General features: G+C 30.8%; 19 protein-coding genes. 8 read left to right on the top strand and 11 right to left on the bottom strand.

Going from position 1 to position 21,525, the window contains the following annotated elements:
• Window positions 1-40 precede the first annotated feature (40 nt).
• The 3 genes from GFJ99_RS04945 to GFJ99_RS04935 all read left to right on the top strand — a co-directional run bounded on the left by GFJ99_RS04945 (window position 41) and on the right by GFJ99_RS04935 (window position 5,506).
• A complete protein-coding gene (locus tag GFJ99_RS04945; RefSeq protein ID WP_153207778.1) occupies window positions 41-2,890 on the top strand; it encodes a histidine kinase in 2,850 nt (949 codons plus the stop codon).
• Between the two features lie 7 nt (window positions 2,891-2,897).
• Window positions 2,898-3,650, top strand: coding sequence for a LytTR family DNA-binding domain-containing protein (locus tag GFJ99_RS04940; RefSeq protein ID WP_153207777.1), 753 nt, complete (start codon window positions 2,898-2,900; stop codon window positions 3,648-3,650).
• Window positions 3,651-3,778: 128 nt separating this feature from the next.
• Entirely contained in the window at window positions 3,779-5,506 is a 1,728-nt protein-coding gene (locus tag GFJ99_RS04935; RefSeq protein ID WP_153207776.1) for a T9SS type A sorting domain-containing protein, read from the top strand.
• Between the two features lie 55 nt (window positions 5,507-5,561).
• Here the strand turns inward: GFJ99_RS04935 and GFJ99_RS04930 are convergent, their stop codons facing one another.
• Both GFJ99_RS04930 and gcvP read right to left on the bottom strand, forming a co-directional pair.
• The gene (locus GFJ99_RS04930) at window positions 5,562-5,930 is read right to left on the bottom strand and encodes a group III truncated hemoglobin (protein ID WP_153207775.1); all 369 of its coding nucleotides are present in this window, start codon (window positions 5,928-5,930) and stop codon (window positions 5,562-5,564) included.
• A 92-nt stretch (window positions 5,931-6,022) separates the two neighbouring features.
• A complete protein-coding gene (gcvP, locus tag GFJ99_RS04925) occupies window positions 6,023-8,866 on the bottom strand; it encodes an aminomethyl-transferring glycine dehydrogenase (protein WP_153207774.1) in 2,844 nt (947 codons plus the stop codon).
• Between the two features lie 150 nt (window positions 8,867-9,016).
• On the opposite strand from gcvP, the gene GFJ99_RS04920 reads away from it, so the two are divergent.
• Window positions 9,017-9,832, top strand: a complete 816-nt coding sequence (locus GFJ99_RS04920; RefSeq protein WP_162523923.1) for a hypothetical protein — start codon at window positions 9,017-9,019, stop codon at window positions 9,830-9,832.
• Here GFJ99_RS04920 and GFJ99_RS04915 read toward each other — a convergent pair.
• From GFJ99_RS04915 to GFJ99_RS04875, 9 genes are all read right to left on the bottom strand, one after another.
• Window positions 9,776-10,270, bottom strand: a complete 495-nt coding sequence (locus GFJ99_RS04915; protein ID WP_153207773.1) for an SRPBCC family protein — start codon at window positions 10,268-10,270, stop codon at window positions 9,776-9,778. The genes GFJ99_RS04920 and GFJ99_RS04915 overlap by 57 nt on opposite strands.
• Entirely contained in the window at window positions 10,270-10,635 is a 366-nt protein-coding gene (locus tag GFJ99_RS04910; RefSeq protein ID WP_153207772.1) for a hypothetical protein, read from the bottom strand. Before GFJ99_RS04910 ends, GFJ99_RS04915 begins: the two co-directional genes overlap by 1 nt.
• A gap of 4 nt (window positions 10,636-10,639) precedes the next feature.
• The gene (locus GFJ99_RS04905; RefSeq protein ID WP_153207771.1) at window positions 10,640-11,080 is read right to left on the bottom strand and encodes a hypothetical protein; all 441 of its coding nucleotides are present in this window, start codon (window positions 11,078-11,080) and stop codon (window positions 10,640-10,642) included.
• On the bottom strand, window positions 11,077-11,793 hold the full coding sequence (locus tag GFJ99_RS04900) for a YqjF family protein (protein ID WP_153207770.1): 717 nt from the start codon (window positions 11,791-11,793) through the stop codon (window positions 11,077-11,079). The genes GFJ99_RS04905 and GFJ99_RS04900 overlap by 4 nt, the downstream gene beginning before the upstream one ends.
• Window positions 11,794-12,192: 399 nt before the next feature.
• Window positions 12,193-12,696 carry a GbsR/MarR family transcriptional regulator gene (locus GFJ99_RS04895; RefSeq protein ID WP_153207769.1) on the bottom strand — a complete coding sequence of 168 codons (504 nt, stop codon included), beginning with the start codon at window positions 12,694-12,696 and terminating at the stop codon, window positions 12,193-12,195.
• A gap of 111 nt (window positions 12,697-12,807) precedes the next feature.
• Entirely contained in the window at window positions 12,808-14,832 is a 2,025-nt protein-coding gene (locus GFJ99_RS04890; protein ID WP_153207768.1) for a M3 family metallopeptidase, read from the bottom strand.
• Between the two features lie 159 nt (window positions 14,833-14,991).
• Window positions 14,992-15,474 (bottom strand): 5-(carboxyamino)imidazole ribonucleotide mutase, encoded by a 483-nt coding sequence (purE, locus tag GFJ99_RS04885; protein WP_008254544.1) that lies wholly within the window; start codon window positions 15,472-15,474, stop codon window positions 14,992-14,994.
• Window positions 15,475-15,801: 327 nt separating this feature from the next.
• Window positions 15,802-16,980, bottom strand: coding sequence for a 5-(carboxyamino)imidazole ribonucleotide synthase (locus tag GFJ99_RS04880; RefSeq protein ID WP_153207767.1), 1,179 nt, complete (start codon window positions 16,978-16,980; stop codon window positions 15,802-15,804).
• 57 nt (window positions 16,981-17,037) lie between these two features.
• Window positions 17,038-17,586: a hypothetical protein gene (locus GFJ99_RS04875; RefSeq protein WP_153207766.1), complete on the bottom strand. Its 549-nt coding sequence runs from the start codon at window positions 17,584-17,586 to the stop codon at window positions 17,038-17,040.
• 98 nt (window positions 17,587-17,684) lie between these two features.
• Between GFJ99_RS04875 and hpt the strand changes: the two genes are divergently transcribed.
• From hpt to obgE, 4 genes are all read left to right on the top strand, one after another.
• Window positions 17,685-18,215, top strand: coding sequence for a hypoxanthine phosphoribosyltransferase (gene hpt, locus GFJ99_RS04870; RefSeq protein ID WP_008254537.1), 531 nt, complete (start codon window positions 17,685-17,687; stop codon window positions 18,213-18,215).
• A gap of 31 nt (window positions 18,216-18,246) precedes the next feature.
• Window positions 18,247-18,819, top strand: a complete 573-nt coding sequence (locus GFJ99_RS04865) for an adenylate kinase (protein ID WP_153207765.1) — start codon at window positions 18,247-18,249, stop codon at window positions 18,817-18,819.
• 169 nt (window positions 18,820-18,988) lie between these two features.
• On the top strand, window positions 18,989-20,212 hold the full coding sequence (locus GFJ99_RS04860) for a hemolysin family protein (protein ID WP_040470415.1): 1,224 nt from the start codon (window positions 18,989-18,991) through the stop codon (window positions 20,210-20,212).
• Window positions 20,213-20,444: 232 nt separating this feature from the next.
• Window positions 20,445-21,455: a GTPase ObgE gene (obgE, locus tag GFJ99_RS04855; RefSeq protein WP_153207764.1), complete on the top strand. Its 1,011-nt coding sequence runs from the start codon at window positions 20,445-20,447 to the stop codon at window positions 21,453-21,455.
• The last annotated feature ends 70 nt before the right edge of the window (window positions 21,456-21,525 follow it).

Below are 21,525 nucleotides of genomic sequence, written 5' to 3'. Positions count from 1 at the left end.
TAACAGTTATGATTTTATAAATAAACATATATTTGTTACAATGAAATTTATATTTATTTTATTATACTCATGTTTTCTTTTTGCTCAACAACCTTCTCATTCGATTATAGGAGAAGAAGAGTTAGCAGGAGTCAATATTTATAGTATTATTCAAGATGTTGATAATACTGTTTGGCTTTCCACTAATAATGGTTTGTTTCATTATGATGGTTTGTCATTTACTTCTGTTAAATCAAGTATTGTAAACGATCAATCTCTTTTTGGTTTAGACAAAGATAATAATGGTAAAATTTATTGTTATAATTTAAGTGGTCAAATTTTATATATAGAAAATAATGAATTAAAACAATATTGTCAAATACCAGAAGAGTTCATTTCAGGTGTTATTTATTTTGCATTTGATAATAATAATAGCCTAATAATATCTTCGAAAAGTCTTTTAAAGTATTCGAAAAACCTAAATAAATTTGATGTTATTTTCGCTTTTAAATCAAATAATTCTGAAAAATTAGCTAAAGACAAAAACAATAAAATCCATTTTTGGAACGATAATAGGAAGTATACTTATTTTAATAATTCTTTGTTGGTTTCTAATCAAATAATAAATAAAATTAATGGAACCCAAAATCATGTTTTTATAACATATAATAATGAAATAGTTTACTTTTCAAATTTATATCCAAAAGCCATTTTAGAAGAAAAATCTGGAAATTTATTGGATGTGATTTATAAAGTAGAAAATGACAAAACTGCGGCTTATAGGCCGTTGCTTTCCAAAAATCATGATTTAATTTGGTTGGCAAATTCAAAAAATGGATTGTATTGTTTTAATCTTAAAGGAAAACCTTTTTTCAATAATAAATTACTGTTTAAGGATTATTTTGTTTCGTCTTATTTGGAAGATAATGAAGGTAATTATTGGCTTTGTACTTTTGGTAAAGGAATTGTTTTAATACCAAATTTAAATGTTATAGATTATTCAAATGATGATTTAATAGCGAAAGATGATTTAAATAAAATAACAAAAAAAGATAATACACTTTTTTTTGGGGGTGTTAAAGGAAAAGTTTATAAACTTTTAAATGACAATATTTCTATTCAAATTGATAAGTCAAAAAAAATTGAATCTTTAAAATATATGGCAAATAAAGATTTATTTTTTATTAATGAAAAAATATATGATGGAAATCTAACAAATGAAAAAAGTAGTAATACTTTTAATAAATATGATATTTTTCAAAATAAATACTCTGACTCCATTTTTTATGTAACTAGATCTGGATTGTTTTTTTTAGATAAAAATTTAAAAGAACAAAAAATAGGTCATGAAACTAGAACCTATTGTCTTTTTAATGATGAAAAACGTAATACTTTATGGTTGGGGTCTTCAACGGGATTGGAAATAAAAAAAGACAATAAATTTCAAAAAATTTTAATAGATAATAAGCCAGTTTTTAGTTCAACAATCATTGAAGTTAATAATCAAATTTGGATTGCAACTTCTGTGGGCATTTTAATTTTCGAAAATGAAAAATTAGTTAGTAAAATTTCCACAGCAAATAATTTACTTTCTAATATGGTCTTAAAAATAGTAAAGGATAAACAATATGTTTATATTTCTACAAATGAAGGCTTACAACAATATAATTTAAAGACAAATAAATTTAAAAATTTTACAAAGTCTGACGGTTTGCTTTCGAATGCAATATCGGATTTTGAAGTTTTGAATAACGATATTTATTTAATTACCTCAAAAGGCATTCAGAAATTCAATTTTGATGAGTTATTATTCACAAAAAAATTACCAAAAATTAAAATTCAAAATGTATTAGTTAATGGCTTTAAACAAATATCAAATAATCAATTTTTATCTTCTGACGAAAATAATATAGAGTTTTCAGTTGTTTCAGTTACATATAAAGCTAAAAAAAATTTAAAATATGAATATCAATTAGAAGGGTTTGATGAAAAATGGAATACGGTTGCGTTTATAAATAATTCTATTAAATATTCTAAGCTTCCGGCGGGAAAATATATTTTTAAAGTTAGACTGAAAGAAGGTAACACGATTTCTGATGAGTTATTAACTTTTAAGTTTGAGGTTGCAACTATTTTCTGGAAAAAATGGCAGTTTATTGTGTTTACTTTTCTTGCAATTTTTTTTCTTGTTGTTTATGTTTATAAAAAAAGGTTGCAACTTTTATTGCAAAAAAAGAACGAAGAGATTGAAAAGCAAAAATATATTCAAGAGCTTAATAAATCAAAGCTTACAGCATTGAAATCTCAAATGAATCCTCATTTCATGTTTAATGCGTTAAATAGTATACAAGAATTTATTTTACAAAATAAAAAAGAATTAGCATCAAATTATTTAGGTGATTTTGCTGATTTAATGCGTAGTTATTTACAACATAGTCAAGAAGATACAATTAGTCTTCGAGATGAAATTGAAACGTTAGAGTTGTATTTAAAGCTTGAACAAATTAGGTTTGAAGATGATTTTAAGTTTAAAATTAAACACAAAAAAGAATTGCCTATAGATTCTATAGAAATACCTTCTTTTTTATTGCAACCGTTTGTTGAAAATGCAATTAAGCACGGGCTTTTGCATAAAACTGGAGAGAAAAATATTTTTATTGAATTTGTTCAAATTAGTAACGAAGTTTTAGAATGTATAATTCTAGATAATGGAATAGGTCGAAAAGAAAGTGGACTAATTAATAAAAACAGAAGGCATAAATCTTTTGCTACGCAGGCAAATCAAAACAGGTTAAACCTACTAAATCAAAACATACAAGCAAAGATTAGTTTAATTATTGAAGATTTATATGATGATAATGATAAGTCATTAGGAACTAAAGTAACAGTAACAATTCCAATATTAAAATAGAGACAAAATGAATATATTAATAATCGATGATGAATCGAAAGCAAGATCGTTACTTACTACAATCATAAAAGAATATGCATCTAGTATTACAAATATATTTGAAGCAGGAAATTTATTAGATGGAATTAACGTTTTAAAAAATGAAAATATTCAAATTGTCTTTTTAGATATTGAAATGCCAAATCATTCTGGTTTACAATTGTTTGATTTTATAAATATTGAAGAAGTTCATTTCGAAATTATTTTTACAACAGCCTATAGTGAATATGCAATTCAAGCTTTTGAATTTTCAGCTATTGATTATTTATTAAAACCGCTTCGTCCAAATAAAGTAATTAATTCTATAGATAAAGCTAAAAAAGCTTTAGAACAAAATCAAGTTCAGCAAAGATTATTAGAACTTAAAAAATCATTAACCTCTGATAAGTTTAATAAATTAGCTTTACCCGTTGAAGACGGTGTGCTTTTCATAAAATTAGAAGATATTTTCCTGTTAGAAGCAGATGCTATGTATACGCATTTTCATCTAAAAAATAATAAAAAATTACTAATTAGTAAGCCCTTGAAATATTTTACAGATTTGTTAGAAAATAAAGATATGTTTTATAAACCGCATCGTTCTTTTTTAGTAAATCTTCAATATTTGCAAAAATTAGTTAAAAAGGAAGGTACATACATTGAGTTAGAAAATAAATTTCTTGTTCCAGTTTCTAAAGATAAAAAGGATGAGCTTAATAAAATTATTAGTGAATTGAATTAAAAGAATATTGATTCGAAATCGTTTTTATGTAATCTCTTTAGAAGTTTAAAAAGCCTACTTAGAAGTTGGTATTTATGCAGTCAATAAAGTTAAATTATTTTTGACAACAATCTTAAATAACTTAATTTATGAAAAAAATTGTACTATTTATCACGATTTTTATTTGTGTAAAAATGCATTCTCAAACACCAAACTACGAGTGGGGGAAAATGATTGGAAATAATCAAAATTTATATGTTTATGATAACGCTACAGATGCGTTAGGAAACATATATTTAACAGGTGAATATTCAGGTACTGTAGATTTTGATCCAGGAACGGGCTCTCAAAATCAAACAGCAACTGCAACAGGTGGAAGAGATATTTTTATATTAAAATTAGATGCAACAGGTGCTTTTGGTTGGGTAAAAACCTATGGAGGTACAGGAATAGATTTCGGTCAAAGAATTGCTGTTGACAATACAGGAAATATATATGTTGGAGGACGTTTTCAGAACAGTGTCAACTTTACTGGATATGGTGGTTTTGCTAGTAATGGTGGTTATGATGGTTTTCTTTTAAAAATTGATACTACTGGAACACTTGAATGGGTTTTAGATCTTTCAGGAGGTGGAACAGAAGGTTTTTTAGGGCTTACTACAGATAGTTCGGGTAATATTTTTACAACTGGTTTTTTTAGTACTACATCAGCAACTCTAGGTGGTTTAAATTCCACTTTTACAACCCTAAATCGAGCTGGTGCTGGAACAAACTATGATTTCTTTGTAGCAAAATATAATACTAATGGAGAAATCATTTGGTCTAATTCGACTGGTGCTGGTTATGATGAAATACCTTATAACTTAGCTTTGACTGATGATAATAAAGTGGTTACAGTAGGAACTTTTGTAGGGACATCTGTAGATTTTAATCCTGGAGCTGCAAGTAATTTACTATATAGTAATAGTAATTCAACTACAACTGGTTTTATTCAAGTATTAAACGCTTCTGATGGTGCTTTTTCTTGGGCACGGTCATTAGGTTCTTCTGCTAATGATGCTGTTTTTGGTGTCGCTTCAGCGAATAATAACATCTATGTTACAGGGTATTTTTCAGGTTCTCAAGGAGACTTCAATACAACTGGTAGCGGAGGTGGAGATGTGATTAATAGAATTGGTTCTATAGATAGTTTCATTGCGAAATATACATCAAATTCAACATTTGTTTGGGTAAAACAGATTAGAGGAACAACTGGTTCTGATGTTAGAGGAACTAGTATTGCAGTAAAAGGAACGCCAGAAAAAGTTTATGCTAGTGGAACTTTTACAAGTCAAGTCTATTTAAATCCTGCTTCTTCAACTGCTTATGTTGGCGCTTTTGGAGGAAAAGATGCTTTTGTTGTAAGTTTAGATGATACCGGTCTTTACCAATGGGGTGGAAGTGTAAGAAGTATGGATAATGAAGATGCTTGGGGTCTTTCTATAGATGATAATTATAACGTTTATATGACAGGCTATTCTGCTAGTGGTAATATAGCTTTAAACCCATTTGCAAACAATACTGTCCCTAATAATAGTACAACAGGGAATGATGTTTTTATTGTTAAATTATCGCAAGCAACATTATCAAATTTTAGTTTTGGAGATGATAATTCATTTATGATTTATCCAAACCCTGTTAAAGAAATTCTTTATATCGAAAATTCTTTAAACAGAAATATAGAAATAATTCGAGTTATTGATGTTACGGGTAAAGTAGTTTTAGAGCAAAAAGGAAATGAGAGAAGTGTTAATTTATCCAATTTAAATCCTGGCTTTTATATTGTTTTTATTACTTCTGAAGGAAAAGTTAGTTCTCAAAAAATCATTAAGGAATAAGTCAATTACATATAATTTTTTCAAAGTGATTGATTTGCGTCAGTCACTTTTTTTATTAAAATTTAATCTGCATAATTGTCGCCATACTCAAAGCTTGTGTTTTCATTTGTTCAGCATATTTTCCTTCGAAATGTTCATCAATTGTTGAATTGAAATGAGTTAACCAAGTTTTAAAATGTTCTTTTGTAAAAGCCTGTTTTTCATGAACCTCTTTATGAATAGAAAACATATTATTAAAGTAACCGCCTTTTAAAAACAACGATTGCTCCCAAAAAGTTGCTAAAATTTCAAAATGCGCTTCCAGATGTTGGTCAACTGTAGTGACTTTCGTAAAGAAAAAATTAATTGAATCATCCGCTAAAAGTTTATCATAAAATTTTCGCATGATGAGAAGGATGTCTTCTCTGTTTTCAATGTCTTTCATTTTATAATTTATTAAAAAAGGCTCAAATTTTTTAATTTGAGCCCTTTTGATTTATTACTTTGTATTTTCAACTTTGTACTTTGTACTTTGAATTACATATACGCTTCAATTGGTGCACAAGAACATACTAAATTTCTATCTCCATACGCTTCATCAATACGACGAACTGTTGGCCAAAATTTATTCTCCGCTATATAATCTAATGCATAAGCAGCTTGTTCTCTTGTGTATGGGAAAACCCAATCGTTAGCTGTAACCATTGCTAAAGTATGAGGAGCGTTTCTTAAAATATTATTGGCATCTTCTTTACTTGAAGCTTCAATTTCTTTACGAATAGAAATCATCGCGTCACAAAAACGATCTAATTCGGCTAAATCTTCCGATTCAGTTGGTTCAATCATTAATGTTCCAGCTACTGGGAAAGAAACCGTTGGCGCATGGAAACCATAATCCATTAAACGTTTTGCAATATCCGTTACCTTGATTCCTTTTTCTTCAAAAGCTCTACAATCTAAAATCATTTCGTGAGCTGCTCTTCCCATTTCTCCAGAGTATAAAACTGGGTAATGTTCGTCTAAACGCGCTTTCATGTAATTTGCATTTAAGATAGCATATTTAGTAGCATTGGTTAAACCTTCAGCACCTAACATGGTGATGTAGCCATAAGAAATCAAGCAAACTAAAGCCGAACCATAAGGAGCAGAAGAAATAGCTGTAATGGCTTGATTTCCTCCTGTTGGAATAATAGGATTAGTTGGTAAAAACGGAACTAATTTTTCGTTCACGCAAATTGGTCCAACTCCAGGTCCACCACCACCATGAGGAATAGCAAATGTTTTGTGTAAGTTTAAGTGACATACATCTGCGCCAATTGTAGCCGGGTTTGTTAATCCTACTTGTGCATTCATATTAGCGCCATCCATATATACTAAACCTCCATTTTCATGGATGATATTCGTGATTTCGATAATAGCACTTTCAAAAACTCCGTGAGTTGATGGATAAGTAACCATCAAAGCCGATAATTTATCTTTGTGTAAGATTGCTTTTGCTCTTAAATCTTCTACATCGATATTTCCATTTTCCATGGTTTTTGTTACGATGATTTCCATTCCCGCCATAGCAGCAGAAGCTGGATTGGTTCCGTGAGCTGAAGCTGGAATCAAACACACATTTCTGTGGTTGTCACCTCTTGATAAATGGTAAGCACGAATGGCCATTAAACCGGCATATTCACCTTGAGCACCAGAGTTAGGTTGTAACGTAGTTCCTTGAAAACCAGTTACTACATTCAATTGTTGCTCTAATTTTTTCAACATGATTTGATAACCTTCCGCTTGTTCAATTGGAGCAAAAGGGTGAATACTGTTCCAATTTGCCATAGATAAAGGCAACATTTCGGCAGCAGCATTTAATTTCATTGTACAAGAACCTAACGAAATCATAGAATGATTCAACGATAAATCTTTACGTTCTAATTTTTTAATGTAACGCATCAATTGCGACTCTGAATGATGGTTGTTGAAAACATCATATTGCAAGAAAGTTGATTTTCTTACCAAGTTCTCAGGAACCATTGTATCATTCCCTAATTGACTTATTGTAAAAGCGTCTTTTCCAGTAGCTTCAGCAAAAATCACAATGATTTGGTTGATATCATTTATAGAAGTCGTTTCGTTAAAAGAAATCGAAATCGTTTCAGCATCTGGATAGAAAAAGTTTACTTCGTGTTTTTCAGCAATTGCTTTAACTTTAGCAGCATCAGCTTTTACTAAAATCGTATCGAAGAAAGCGGAATTGGTTTGGTAAACCCCTAATTTATTTAAAGCGTCAGCAGTGGTAACCGCAGAAGCATGCACTTTATCAGCAATATATTGTAAACCTTTTGGTCCGTGAAAAACTGCGTACATTCCTGCCATAACAGCCAATAGAACTTGAGCAGTACAAATATTTGAAGTTGCTTTTTCACGTTTAATATGTTGTTCTCGAGTTCCTAACGCCATACGTAATGCACGGTTTCCGTTTGTGTCGATAGAAACACCAATGATACGACCTGGCATAGAACGTTTGTATTCTTCTTTTGTTGCAAAATATCCAGCGTGTGGACCACCATAACCCATTGGAATTCCAAAACGTTGTGTAGTTCCAACAACAACTGCAGCTCCCATTTCACCTGGAGAAGTTAATTTTGCTAACGATAAAATATCAGCAGCAACTGCTACTTTAATTTCGCTTTCTGCTGCTTTTGCAATAAAACCTGCATAGTCATAAACTTGACCATATTTTCCTGGATATTGTAAAATGGCACCGAAGAAATCCGTTGAGAAATCGAAAGTTTCATGATTTCCAACTACTAATTCAATATATAGTGGAGTAGAACGTGTTTGTAATACCGATAACGTTTGTGGTAAAATTTCTTCCGAAACGAAGAATTTCTTCACGTTATTTTTCTTTTGATCGCGAGTTCTTACATCAAAAAGTAACGCCATTGCTTCCGCGGCAGCTGTTCCTTCATCTAATAAAGAAGCATTTGCAATTTCCATACCTGTTAATTCGATAACCGTAGTTTGGAAATTTAAAATCGCTTCTAAACGACCTTGTGCAATTTCTGCTTGATAAGGCGTGTAAGCGGTGTACCATCCTGGGTTTTCAAAAATATTTCTTTGAATAACCGCCGGAACTATCGCTGGGTGATATCCTAAACCAATGTAAGATTTGAATACTTTATTTTTCTTTCCTAATTCCTGAATGTGAGCTAAATACTCATACTCCGTCATTGGTTCATCTAAATTTAAGTCGTTTTTTAAACGAATATCATCTGGAATAGTTTCGAAAATTAATTGGTCTAAAGTTTCTACACCAACCGTTTTAAACATGTGATTTAAGTCACTTTCACGTGGCCCTAAATGTCTCAAAGCGAATGCATCTGTTCTCATTTATTAAAAATGTGTATGTGTGTTATAATGTGTTGTTTTGGACAACAAAAGTAATTATTAATCTTGTAATAATTTGTTTTTAAAATGTGATTTTTTGTGATTTTATCAACTAAAATCGAGTCTTATTAATAGATTGCTTATTTTTGTTGAATGGTTGTTTTAAAGAAAATTATCGATTTTTATATCAATAGTAGTTTGCATGTAGCATTATCGGCTTTTGCATTGGTGTCGATGACGCATTTTTTTTCTAATATTGACGGCGGTTTATCGGTTGCTTTCTTTGCTTTTTTTGGTACGGTCGTAGGGTATAATTTTGTGAAGTATGATGCACTAGCAAGGTTAAACAAAAATAAAATCAAAAAAGAACTAAAAGGAATTGTGTTGATTAGTTTTTTATCTTCAATTGCTTGTTTTTATTTTTTTCTACAATTGAGTTGGGTTACCCAAACGAGCGCTTTTGTTTTTTTAGGATTAACCTTGTTGTATACCTTACCTTTTTTTCCAAACAAACAAAACGCAAGAAATTGGAAAGGAATTAAGATTTATATTGTTGCCATTACTTGGGTAGGAGTTACTGTATTGTTGCCGTTACAAGAAGCACAAATTTCTTTTTCTTACGATGTTCTGTTAATGGCTATTCAACGATTTTTGTTGGTCTTTTCTCTTGTTTTGGTTTTTGAAATTGTAGATGTTAAATTAGACGATCCACATTTACAAACTGTTCCGCAGAAAATAGGCGTGAAGTTGACAAAAAAATTGGGTTATATATTACTTCTTTTACTACTGATTTTAGAGTTTTTTTACACCAATAATCATCATTTTTTACCGCTTTTTTTCAAACTCTTGGTTTGTGGAACGATTGCTGTTTTTCTCTATTTTGCCAATGAAAACCGTTCCAGATATTACGCTTCATTTTGGGTAGAAAGTGTTCCAATTTTGTGGTGGTTGGTGTTGGTGGTTTTCTGATATTTCTTTTAAAATAGAATTTCGATAAATTATAAAATTTGTTAAATGATTTTTCAAGATAATTTTATCCATGAGTTTCCCAATAAAAACAAAAGGAGTTTCATACTCTAAAATATCAGTCATTATAGTTTCGTTTTCTTTTTGTTTGAAAATATGTTCGTGTTTGAAACTTTTGAAATTTCCTTTTAACTGTTCGTCAATGAAATAGTTTGGAAATTCCATTTCAGAAATAATACTTTGATGTTGCATGTAAATTCCAAAATGTTTGCCTTTCCATGTCACCATTTCTCCTTTGTTAATTAATCCTGAAGTTATACCAGCAATTGCTTTTTCATTTGTTTTACTTGCTGAATATTGATGGATGTCTATATTTCTTGAATTATTGAAAACGATTTCAATTGGTGCGTTGATTGTTGTTGTTACTTTTATTTGTGTCATTATTTTAATTTGAATATTAAACCAGATATGATTGAAACACTTACATAAGATATTGTTAATGATAACTCTTCAAGTCCAAATACAAAATAAAAAGTAATTAGTATTGCAAAAGAATAATAAATAATGAAAGTAGATTTTAAATAAATAGTTTTGAAATTCTTGTCTTTTAAATAGATAGATAATACTCCATACATTATATGGGTTGGTGATGAAAATATAAAACTAAAAAAAATAGTGATAATGTAAATTGGGCCGTATGAAAACATTGGGTTTGATTCATTTAACCAATACTCCTTTAAATCATGAATAAATGGAGATAGCAATATTGTGGTTAAACAATGTTTTAGTATGAAATTTGTTTTCATGTCTTTAAATTTTATAAAACCCAATTACATTGTAGATTACTAACAAAGTATTAACCACTGCAAAAAGCACAAATAGCGTATTCATAAAATAGCTTCCAACTTTGAATAGTTTTCTTTTGGGAATATCATACATTGGATAATAAGCAATTTGTGTGGCTACTTTTCCTACCCAATATGCTGCAATTAATCCTGTTAATGCTACAGCCAAAGCAGATTGCTCTTTTAAATCATTAGTAAATACAATTGCAATTAATCCGAAAGAGAAATTTAAACCTTGTATATATCTTCCGTAAGTTTTTGCAATTTCTTGATTTAATGGTTTTAGTTGTTTCACATCGTTATACCAATCAAAAACTTTATGACGAATGTAAGGGTAAATTAATGCTGTAAATATTTGACCAATTCCACTTGTGATAATTAGCCAATTTGGGATGTTATAGTTCATGATTTTATTTGTTTTTTATTTTCAACACTTATTTCAGAGCCAACTGCAAGCATAACCGAAATTGGTTTTTGATTGTTTAGAAATTCAAACGTTTTACCATAAGTTTTTTGGAAATCAACATCTAAATAGTGATTAGTTACTTTATATTGCTGCCATCTTGGATGTTTAACTTCATATTCAAACGTTTTTTCTTGGTTTACTTTCGTGTAACCAAAATAATGCTCGGTTATAAATTCAGCCTCTGAGTTCACTTCAATTTCAATAGGATTTTTTTCTGTTTCAACTAAAATGGTATTACATTTGTTTTTTGTTTTCCATTGATAAACGTAATCTACCTTTTTTAGTTTGTTTTCTGAAATTGAGTGATTCATTTGTAATGTTTGATAATGTTCCTTGTAGATTGTGTTTGCTACAATTGTTAGGGCTGGTTTTGGGACAATTTCTTTAATAAATACAACACCGCGTTTCCATTCATTATTTTCAAACCTTTTGACATAAAATCGCAAATTAACTTCTTCAAAATTGATATGAAACGGAATTTTTAATCCCAATAATTTTACATCTTCGAACATAAATCCAACTAAACTTATGTAGCATTTGCCATTCCAAATATCTATCTCTGTTCCTTTTGGAATGTATTGTTCTAAGATTTTAGCATCAATTTCATAATTGAATAATGCTAAGTTTTTCCATTTTGCGGTTAAGAAGCTCATGATTTTATGATATTAAATTTAGAATTTGAGAAACTACTATAGTTTAGATATAAATTATAAAGAGCTATAAGAAGGCACATATAGAAGAAATCACCTATAAAAAACTTAAAGAACAAGGTTACAATAAACCAATAAAAAATTTAGAAAATAAGCAAGAGCCTGTTGTATGCAATTGCATAAATAGTTAAAACAAAAGATAGGATAACTTGATAAAATCCAAGAATAATTAATAATCCTATACTACTATTCAATTTAAAATCAATAATGTTTGCTACTATAGTACTAATTAAAGCAACTGAAGTTAGAATTATGTTGAGTTGAAAGCTTAAATATTTCATATTATCTATTATTTTAAACTTTCAGAAATAATTGAAAGTTTAGATTAAATTTTTTTTATTCTTACTTCATTATTTTAACAACCAATTTTGCCAACCAATTGTCTTTGTATTCGGTGATTTTATCCAAAACGTTATCTGCTTTTAATACGAAGTCGTATAATTTTGTAGTTTGATCTACGAAATGTTTTTCGGCTTCTGTGTTGTCTGATTTTATAGAAGAAACTTCTTTTAAAACTTTCAATGCAGGTTTGATTTCGCGTTTGCTTCTCTCTCTTGAAATTTTTACGGCTAATTCATCCAAATCTTTTTCAGCAGTAAAAAATTCACGTCTTTCGCCCGCTTTATATTCCTTGTAAACAATTCCCCAATCCATTAAAGCTCTTAAATTCATCGAAGCATTACCGCGTGAAATTTGTAATTCTTCCATAATGTCTTCCATAGAAACAGGTTCGTGAGAAACCATCAACAACGCATGAATCTGCGCCATGGTTTTGTTAATGCCCCATTGAGAACCTAAGGCTCCCCATGTTTGTACGAATTTATTTTTTGCTTCTTTGAATTCCATGAGACAAATGTACAACAAAGTTTTTAAAGTTTCAAAAAAAAATGAAAGTTTATTTCAAAAAGAAACCGAAGTGATTAGTTTCGGTTTCTAAATATCTAAAATTTCAATAATCTAAATCAACCCAGCTCTCTTCAATAAAGCCTCTACTTTCGGTTCCTGACCTCTGAATTTTTTATACAATTCCATTGGTAATTCGGTGCCGCCTTTTGAAAGAACGTTGTCTTTGAATTTAGTTGCCACTTCTTTGTTAAAAATGCCTTTTTCTTGGAAATAAGCAAATGCATCGGCATCTAAAACTTCCGCCCATTTGTAGCTGTAATATCCCGAAGAATATCCGCCTTGGAAAATATGCGAAAACGAAGTGCTCATACAATTTTCGGCTACATCTGGATATAAACTTGTGCCTTCCATTGCTTGTTTTTCAAAAGCTTTTACATCGTCAATAGTTTGCGATTTTCCATGATATGTCATGTCTAAAATTCCGAAACTCAATTGTCGCAAAGTTGCCATTCCTTCTAGAAAACTCGCACTTTCTTTAATTTTTTCTACATATTGTTGCGGAATAATTTCACCGGTTTCGTAATGTTTGGCAAATAAAGCTAATGCTTCGGGTTCGTAACACCAGTTTTCCATCACTTGACTTGGTAATTCCACAAAATCCCAATACACCGAAGTTCCTGATAAACTAGGATACGTTGTATTGGCTAACATGCCGTGTAACGCGTGCCCAAATTCGTGAAACAAAGTCGTTACTTCGTTGAAAGTCAATAACGATGGTTTCGTTTCGGTAGGAGGAGTGAAATTACACACAATAGAAACATGTGGTCGTTCGTTGATTCCGTCCTTAATATATTGTGGTTTGTAGGATGTCATCCAAGCGCCATTTCGTTTTCCTTTTCTTGGGAAGAAATCCGAATAGAAAACAGCTACTAATTTTCCTTCGAAATCTAAAACTTCAAAAGTTTGAACATCTTCGTGGTATTTGTCAATATCAAAAACTTCTTTGAATGTGATTCCGAATAACTTTTCTGCAATTGTGAAAGCGCCATTTAATACATTTTCCAATTGGAAATACGGTTTCAACAACTCATCATCCAAACTGAATAATTTTTGTTTTAATTTTTCTGAATAATAAGCGCCATCCCATTTTTCTAATTGGTCAATTCCGTCTATTTCTTTCGCGAAAGCAGTTAATTCAGCAAATTCTTTATGAGCCGCAGGTTTAGCTTTTTCCAATAAATCATTCAAAAACGATTGTACCTTTTCTGGATTTTGCGCCATTCGTTCTTCCAAAACAAAATGCGAATGCGATTGGTATCCCAATAAATTAGCACGTTTGTGACGTAATTCCACAATTCGTTTTACGTTTTCTTTATTATCGAATTTGTTGTCTTGAAACGATTTTTTTCCTGCAGCGATTGCGATTTCTTTTCGTAATTCACGATTTTCAACATAAGTTACAAAAGGCAAATAACTTGGAAAATCTAAAGTGAAAACCCAACCTTCTAAATTTTTCGATTTAGCCAAACTTGCTGCCATTTCTTTAGCGCCATCAGGTAAACCTTTTAAATCGGCTTCGTTAGTAATGTGCAATTGATAGTTATTGGTTTCCGCCAAAACATTTTCACCGAATGTCAGTTTTACTTTGGCTAATTCGGTATCAATTTCGCGTAATTTTGATTTGTCTTCTTCATTAAGTAACGCTCCATTTCTAGAAAAACCTTTGAATTTTTTATCTAATAAGGTGACCTGTTCAGTAGTTAGAGTTAATGAATCTTTTTGATCATAAACCGCTTTTACTCTTTTGAATAAGTCTTCATTTAAAGCAATATCGTTACTAAAAGCCGTAAGTAAAGGAGAAACTTCTTGCGCTATTTTTTGCATATCATCTGACGTTTCAGCCGAATTCAAATTAAAAAATAATGAAGATAAGCGATCTAATGGTTCGCCAGAATAATCTAAAGCTTCAATTGTATTTTGAAAAGTTGGCTTTTCAGTATTTTTTACAATAGCGTCAATTTCAGCTCTGGCTAATTCGATAGTTTTTTCGAAAGCTTCCTTATAATTCGAAAGATTTATCTTACTAAAAGGTGCTGAATCGTATTTTGTTTTAAATTTTTTTAAAAAAAGTTCCATAAAAATTTGTTTTTATCGATAAAGTGTATAATTTTGTCGATGAAATGATGTCACAACATCCTTTTTGTCCCAAACAGAGAGAGAGTAGAATTTTTTTATAGTTGTCACTTAATTGTGAGTAGAAATCCCGAGTTAGCAATAACTCGGGATTTTCTATTTTTATTTCAATCCTTCTGATGCTTTTAAAACGGCTTGTTTCAATCCTTCTTTATAAGCGATAATTTTATCTAAAACGCATTTATCAGAACTTCCGATAATTTGTGCGGCTAAGATTCCAGCGTTTTTAGCTCCGTTTAACGCTACAGTTGCCACAGGAACTCCACCAGGCATTTGTAAAATCGATAAAACCGAATCCCATCCATCAATAGAATTGCTCGATTTTACAGGAACTCCAATTACAGGAAGTGGCGACATAGAAGCAACCATTCCAGGTAAATGAGCTGCGCCACCAGCACCCGCAATAATTACTGAAATACCTCTTTCGTGTGCGTTTTTACTGAAATCAAATAATTTTTCAGGTGTTCTGTGTGCCGAAACAATATCTACTTCAGTTTCAATATCAAATCCTTTTAATATGTCTATGGCTTCTTGCATTACCGGCATATCCGAAATGCTTCCCATGATGATGGCTACTTTGCTCATGATTAGCCCCCTAACCCCCAAAGGGGGAATTCCTACTAGGGGTGAGTAGGGTTTAATGTTGTTTTTTTGTTTATTAATACTGAAAAAATTAAACAGATAATCATATTGTATAAAATGTTTATAAAATGAGTTCCGTGTAATAAAGTTCTTTCATCGCATTCTCCTCTAACTTCGAATTGATAATACATTTCAAAAGGAAATCCAATTGTTAAATTGGGAGATATATTGTTAAATCTTGAATAAATCATGGAAAATGATAATACACAAAACAATATTGTGGTATAAAAAATAATCTTTAAAATCTTTTTTATCATTTTCAATTCGGTTCTAAATTCCCCCTTTGGGGGTTAGGGGGCTACTGATTACTCTTATAGAATTCTTTACTTCTTCCGCAATTCTTCTTGCTTCCGTCATGTTTTCATTTACAATCGTAACGTGTCCCATTTTTCGGAAAGGTCGCGTTTCTCTTTTTCCGTAAATGTGTGGTGTTACGCCATCGATTGCCATGATTTTTTCTATGTTTTCGTAAACTACTTGTCCAGAATAGCCTTCTTCGCCTACCAAATTTACCATAATTCCAGCAACTTTGCTATCAGTATTTCCTAAAGGGAAGTTTAAAATCGCACGTAAATGGTTTTCGAATTGCGAAGTATAACTCGCTTCAATCGAATAATGTCCAGAATTATGTGGTCTTGGAGCAACTTCGTTTACCAAAATTTCATCATCTGCTGTTTGAAACATTTCTACTGCTAATAATCCAACATGATGAAACGCTTCCGAAACTTTTAAGGCGATTTCGTTTGCTTTTTGAGCTACTGTTGAGTTAATACGAGCCGGACAAATTACATATTCTACTTGATTCGCTTCAGGATGAAATTCCATTTCTACTACTGGATAGGTTTTAACTTCTCCAGAAACGGAACGCGCTACAATTACTGCTAATTCATTTTTAAAAGGAACCATTTCCTCTGCGATGCATTCTACATCGGGTAATTTTACCAAGTCTAATGCTGAGCGACAAATTTTAACGCCATTTCCATCGTAACCAAATTGCGCACATTTCCAAACGAATGGAAATTCTAATTCGTCTTTCGCTAAAGCGTTTCTTAAATCGTTTAAATCAACAAATCTTTGATGGGGCGAAGTGGGAATATCGTTTGAAACGTAATAATCTTTTTGTTTTCCTTTGTTTTGAATTAAACGTAAGGTTTTTGGTGAAGGGTAAATCGGTAATCCTTCTTCTTCCAATTTGTCTAAAGCGTCTAGATTTACATTTTCAATTTCGATAGTAAGTAAATTGACCATTTTACCAAATTGGTACACCGTGTCAAAATCCATCAAACTGCCTTTGTAAAATCCGTTGCAACTGAATCGTGCTGGAGCTTCTTCGCTTGGTTCTAAAACTAAAGTTTGAATATCGAATTTTCGGGTTTCGGTCAAAAGCATTTTTCCTAATTGACCTCCTCCTAAAATTCCTAATTTAAAATCAGAAGAAAAATAATTCATTTCGTCGTAGTTGTTGTTTGCGCAAAGATACTCAGACAATTGATAATTAACAATTTGTTATTTGTTTATTTTTTTTAAAAGATTTCGTGTGGCCGCTTGGTAAGCTGCGGTATGATTTGAATAATCTTGCTCGATAATGGTTTTTAATTCTTCGTGAACCCAATCGTATTTTTTTCCCAAAACAAAAAGAGCTTTCATTGAGTACACTTTTGCAGCCACTTTTTCATCTTGAATCAATCGGTCAATTAAGGCTTCTATTAAATTGTGTTCTTGTTCTTGTGTGAGAGAAATTCCGTTTTTTCTGTGATTGCTTTTTGCTAAAAACATGCAAATTTTAGTAGCGGGTCTTATTGCGGAATCGTCTTTTAATGTTGGAAATGTTTCGCAGAAATCATCAATGTAAGGAACAAAAAGCTTTAATTTTTTCTCGCAAACTAATTCTAAACTCCAAAACGCTTTTACGTGATTTTCATTTTGTATGTCGAAAGCAATTTCTATGAAATCGTTTAGCAAGTTTTCGTTTCGAATAATGTAATTGCTTAAAGAAACCCTGCTTTTTCTATGAGCGGTGCTTTGGTCAATTTTGGATACTAAAATGGTTTTCATTTGGTAAATATATCAAATTTGCAAAAAAAGTTAAAATACTTTATTTGAAATCCTTATGAGTTTAGTAAATTTGTTGTTTATTTCTAAAACGAACCAAAGTGATACAACTACACGATAAAAAATTTGAAGTTTTTATTTCAGGAGAAGAAATTAACTTCGCTATTGAAAATATGGCAAAACAAATTGAAGACGATTTTTGCGATGATGTTCCAGTTTTTATTGGAGTTTTGAATGGCTCTTTTATGGTTGTTGCTGATTTGTTGAAAAAATACAGTCACAATTGTGAAGTTTCATTTGTGAAAATGGCTTCGTATGAAGGAACAGAATCTACTAATGATGTAAAACAACTTATTGGATTAAATCAAAATTTAGAAGGTCGTTCTGTAATTATTGTAGAAGATATTGTGGATACCGGAAATACAATTGAAGAATTAAAAGCAATTTTAAAGCAACATAAAGTGAAACATTTTAAAATAGCTACTTTGTTTTTAAAACCTGAAGCGTATAAAAAAGATATCAAATTAGATTATGTAGGAATTAGAATTCCCAATAAATTTATTGTAGGCTACGGTTTAGATTACGATGGTTTAGGAAGAAATTTAAAAGATATCTATCAATTATCAGAATAACTAACTATTACACATAAACACAACATAAGCAATGATTAATATCGTATTATTTGGTAAACCAGGAGCAGGAAAAGGAACTCAAGCCGAATTTTTAAAAGACAAATACAATTTAGTACATTTATCTACAGGTGATATTTTTAGATTTAACATCAAAAATGACACTGAACTTGGAAGATTAGCTAAAACTTTTATGGATAAAGGAGATTTAGTTCCGGATGAAGTAACAATTAAAATGCTACAAAGCGAAGTAGATAAAAATACACAAGCAGCAGGTTTTTTATTTGATGGTTTTCCAAGAACAATTGCTCAGGCAGAAGCTTTAGATGCTTTTTTATCAACTAAAAATGAAGAAATTACAGGTACAGTTGCCTTAGAAGCTGATGATGAAATTTTAGTAAAACGTTTATTAGAAAGAGGTAAAACTTCAGGTAGAGTTGATGATCAAGACGAAGAAAAAATAAGAAACCGTTACCAAGAATACAATGAAAAAACAGCGCCTTTAATGGATTTTTATAAAGCGCAAAATAAGTTTTATGCTGTTGATGGTATTGGATCTATTGACGAAGTAACAGAAAGATTGAGTTTGGTTTTAGATACATTTTAATAGAAAATAAGGCTTTGAGATAAATTTCGGGCTTTCGATTTTTTTTTCGATATTTGCACACAGAAAAGGAGCTATTTCCGCAATTTGGGATTTTAGCTCTTTTTTTATAATTTTAACTATGGAAATTTTAATCATTCTTTTTCTAATAATTTTAAACGGTGTTTTTTCAATGTCTGAAATCGCATTGATTTCGGCGCGAAAAAATCGTTTAGATACAGCGGCAAGAAAAGGAAACAAGAATGCAAAAGCAGCCCTAGATTTAGCTAATTCTCCTAATGAATTTTTATCAACTGTTCAAATAGGAATTACTTTAATTGGGATTTTAACGGGTATTTACTCAGGAGATAAAATCACAACAGATGTTCAAAATTTTATAGCCAGTTTTGAAGTTTTAAGTCCTTATGCTAATTCAATTGCTGTTGGAATTGTCGTGGTAATTTTAACCTTTTTTTCATTGGTTTTAGGTGAGTTATTGCCAAAACGAATTGGATTGAATCATCCAGAAGGTATTGCAAAAGCGGTGGCGGTTCCTATGAAATTTGTTTCGTTAGTAACAATGCCATTTATTTGGTTATTAACCACTTCTACAGAATTTTTATTAAAAATACTGCAAATTAAACCAACTGCAGATGGCAAAGTAACAGAAGAAGAAATTAAAGCCATCATAAAAGAAGGAACAGAAGTAGGGGAAGTTCAAGAAATTGAACAAAATATAGTAGAAAGAGTATTTCATATTGGTGATAGAAAAGTAAATTCGTTAATGACGCACCGAAATTCAATGGTGTACTTATCATATAAAAACTCTATTGAAGAAATTAAAGCAAAAGTTTTAAATGAATTTCATTCGATTTATCCGGTTTGTAACGATAATTTGGATGATGTAGTTGGTGTTGTTTCGCTTAAAGATTTATTTGCCCAACTTGAAACAGGTAAATTTGATTTAAAATCAATAACAAAAGACCCCGTTTATTTTATTGAACATACTTCTGCATATAAGGCTTTAGAGAGTTTTAAAATATCTAAAATACATCATGCTTTAGTAACAGATGAGCATGGGGTTTTTCAAGGAATTATTACTTTGAATGATATTTTAGAAGCGTTAGTTGGAGATGCGGCTGATTTCTACGAAGACGAATTTAAAATTGTAGCAAAAGAAGATGGTTCATGGTTAGTTGACGGACATTATTCTTTGCATGATTTTTTAACTTATTTTGATATGGATGAGTTAATAGGGGATTATGATGTTACAACAGTTAGTGGATTAATTATAACAGAATTAGGTGTTATCCCAAAACAAGGTCAAAAGTTAATTTGGAATAAATTAAAGTTTGAAGTGATTGAAATGAAAGGTGTTAAAATTAATAAAGCACTTGTTACGAATTTAAAAGAATAATAATTAAGTAATCAGTGTTCAGTATTTACTAATTAGTTATGAATAATGCACACTGAGCATAATAAATTGTCATTAGAGAAGTTTTTTAGATTAAAAAATCAAGGAACACTTACTACTAATGACAGAACATTAAGAAAAAAATGACAGAGGATTTGATATTAAGAGGAGAATGTACATTGGACATTCGGTTTAATAGTTGTCTTTGTCAAAAATAATTTAAAGTAAAGAAAGAATGACTGAAGGTAACTTTGTAGATTACGTAAAAATATATGTTTCTTCCGGAAAGGGAGGAAAAGGTTCATCGCATCTACACAGAGAGAAATTTATTGAAAAAGGAGGGCCAGATGGAGGAGATGGAGGTCGAGGTGGACATGTATTTATTAAAGGGAATAAAAATCTTTGGACATTATTTCACTTAAAGTTTTTAAAACACCTTCGTGCTGGTCATGGAGGAGATGGTGGTAGCTCTAGAAGTACTGGGCATGATGGAGAAGATAAATACATTGAAGTGCCATTAGGTACAGTTGTAAAAGACCAAGAAACTGGTGATGTTTTGTTTGAAATAACAGAACATGATGAAGTAAAAATAATTGCAGAAGGAGGAAAAGGAGGTTTAGGTAACTGGAATTTTAGAAGTTCAACAAATCAAACACCTCGTTATGCACAACCTGGAATGCCGGTTAAAGAAGTAGATGTTACTTTAGAATTAAAGGTATTAGCAGATGTTGGATTAGTTGGTTTTCCAAATGCAGGAAAGTCAACATTATTGTCGGTATTAACTTCGGCTAAACCAAAAATTGCAGATTATGCGTTTACCACATTAAAACCCAATTTAGGAATAGTAGCGTATCGCGATTTTCAATCGTTTGTAATGGCTGATATTCCTGGAATTATTGAAGGAGCAGCTGAAGGTAAAGGATTAGGACATTATTTCTTGCGTCATATTGAACGTAACTCAACTTTGTTGTTTTTAGTTCCTGCAGATGCAGATGATATTAAAAAAGAATACGAAATTCTGCTAGATGAATTACGTCGTTACAATCCTGAAATGTTAGATAAAGATCGTTTGATTGTGATTTCAAAATGCGATATGTTAGATGATGAATTGAAAGCCGAATTGAAAAAACAATTGGACGTAGAATTTAAAGGAATACCGTATTTATTTATTTCTTCAGTGGCACAACAAGGGTTACAAGAGTTGAAAGACAAATTGTGGCAAATGTTAAATGTTGAAACAAAATAAAAAAATTTAATATTACATATCATAAAAGCATCTTCAATTTAGAAGATGCTTTTTGTTTTTAATGCAGATA

The sequence above is a fragment of the Flavobacterium sp. LMO6 genome (genome assembly GCF_009495795.1).
Classification (GTDB): Bacteria; Bacteroidota; Bacteroidia; order Flavobacteriales; family Flavobacteriaceae; genus Flavobacterium.
Note: the sequence above shows the minus strand (reverse complement) of the source record. Positions and strands in the feature narration are given on the sequence as shown.

Bases quoted from the DNA above. Each gene is read 5' to 3' on its own strand.
- GFJ99_RS04945 (WP_153207778.1), top strand. From the start codon at position 41: ATGAAATTTATATTTATTTTATTATACTCATGTTTTCTTTTTGCTCAA.
- GFJ99_RS04940 (WP_153207777.1), top strand. From the start codon at position 2,898: ATGAATATATTAATAATCGATGATGAATCGAAAGCAAGATCGTTACTT.
- GFJ99_RS04935 (WP_153207776.1), top strand. From the start codon at position 3,779: ATGAAAAAAATTGTACTATTTATCACGATTTTTATTTGTGTAAAAATG.
- GFJ99_RS04930 (WP_153207775.1), bottom strand. From the start codon at position 5,930: ATGAAAGACATTGAAAACAGAGAAGACATCCTTCTCATCATGCGAAAA.
- gcvP (WP_153207774.1), bottom strand. From the start codon at position 8,866: ATGAGAACAGATGCATTCGCTTTGAGACATTTAGGGCCACGTGAAAGT.
- GFJ99_RS04920 (WP_162523923.1), top strand. From the start codon at position 9,017: ATGGTTGTTTTAAAGAAAATTATCGATTTTTATATCAATAGTAGTTTG.
- GFJ99_RS04915 (WP_153207773.1), bottom strand. From the start codon at position 10,270: ATGACACAAATAAAAGTAACAACAACAATCAACGCACCAATTGAAATC.
- GFJ99_RS04910 (WP_153207772.1), bottom strand. From the start codon at position 10,635: ATGAAAACAAATTTCATACTAAAACATTGTTTAACCACAATATTGCTA.
- GFJ99_RS04905 (WP_153207771.1), bottom strand. From the start codon at position 11,080: ATGAACTATAACATCCCAAATTGGCTAATTATCACAAGTGGAATTGGT.
- GFJ99_RS04900 (WP_153207770.1), bottom strand. From the start codon at position 11,793: ATGAGCTTCTTAACCGCAAAATGGAAAAACTTAGCATTATTCAATTAT.
- GFJ99_RS04895 (WP_153207769.1), bottom strand. From the start codon at position 12,696: ATGGAATTCAAAGAAGCAAAAAATAAATTCGTACAAACATGGGGAGCC.
- GFJ99_RS04890 (WP_153207768.1), bottom strand. From the start codon at position 14,832: ATGGAACTTTTTTTAAAAAAATTTAAAACAAAATACGATTCAGCACCT.
- purE (WP_008254544.1), bottom strand. From the start codon at position 15,474: ATGAGCAAAGTAGCCATCATCATGGGAAGCATTTCGGATATGCCGGTA.
- GFJ99_RS04880 (WP_153207767.1), bottom strand. From the start codon at position 16,980: ATGAATTATTTTTCTTCTGATTTTAAATTAGGAATTTTAGGAGGAGGT.
- GFJ99_RS04875 (WP_153207766.1), bottom strand. From the start codon at position 17,586: ATGAAAACCATTTTAGTATCCAAAATTGACCAAAGCACCGCTCATAGA.
- GFJ99_RS04865 (WP_153207765.1), top strand. From the start codon at position 18,247: ATGATTAATATCGTATTATTTGGTAAACCAGGAGCAGGAAAAGGAACT.
- GFJ99_RS04860 (WP_040470415.1), top strand. From the start codon at position 18,989: ATGTCTGAAATCGCATTGATTTCGGCGCGAAAAAATCGTTTAGATACA.
- obgE (WP_153207764.1), top strand. From the start codon at position 20,445: ATGACTGAAGGTAACTTTGTAGATTACGTAAAAATATATGTTTCTTCC.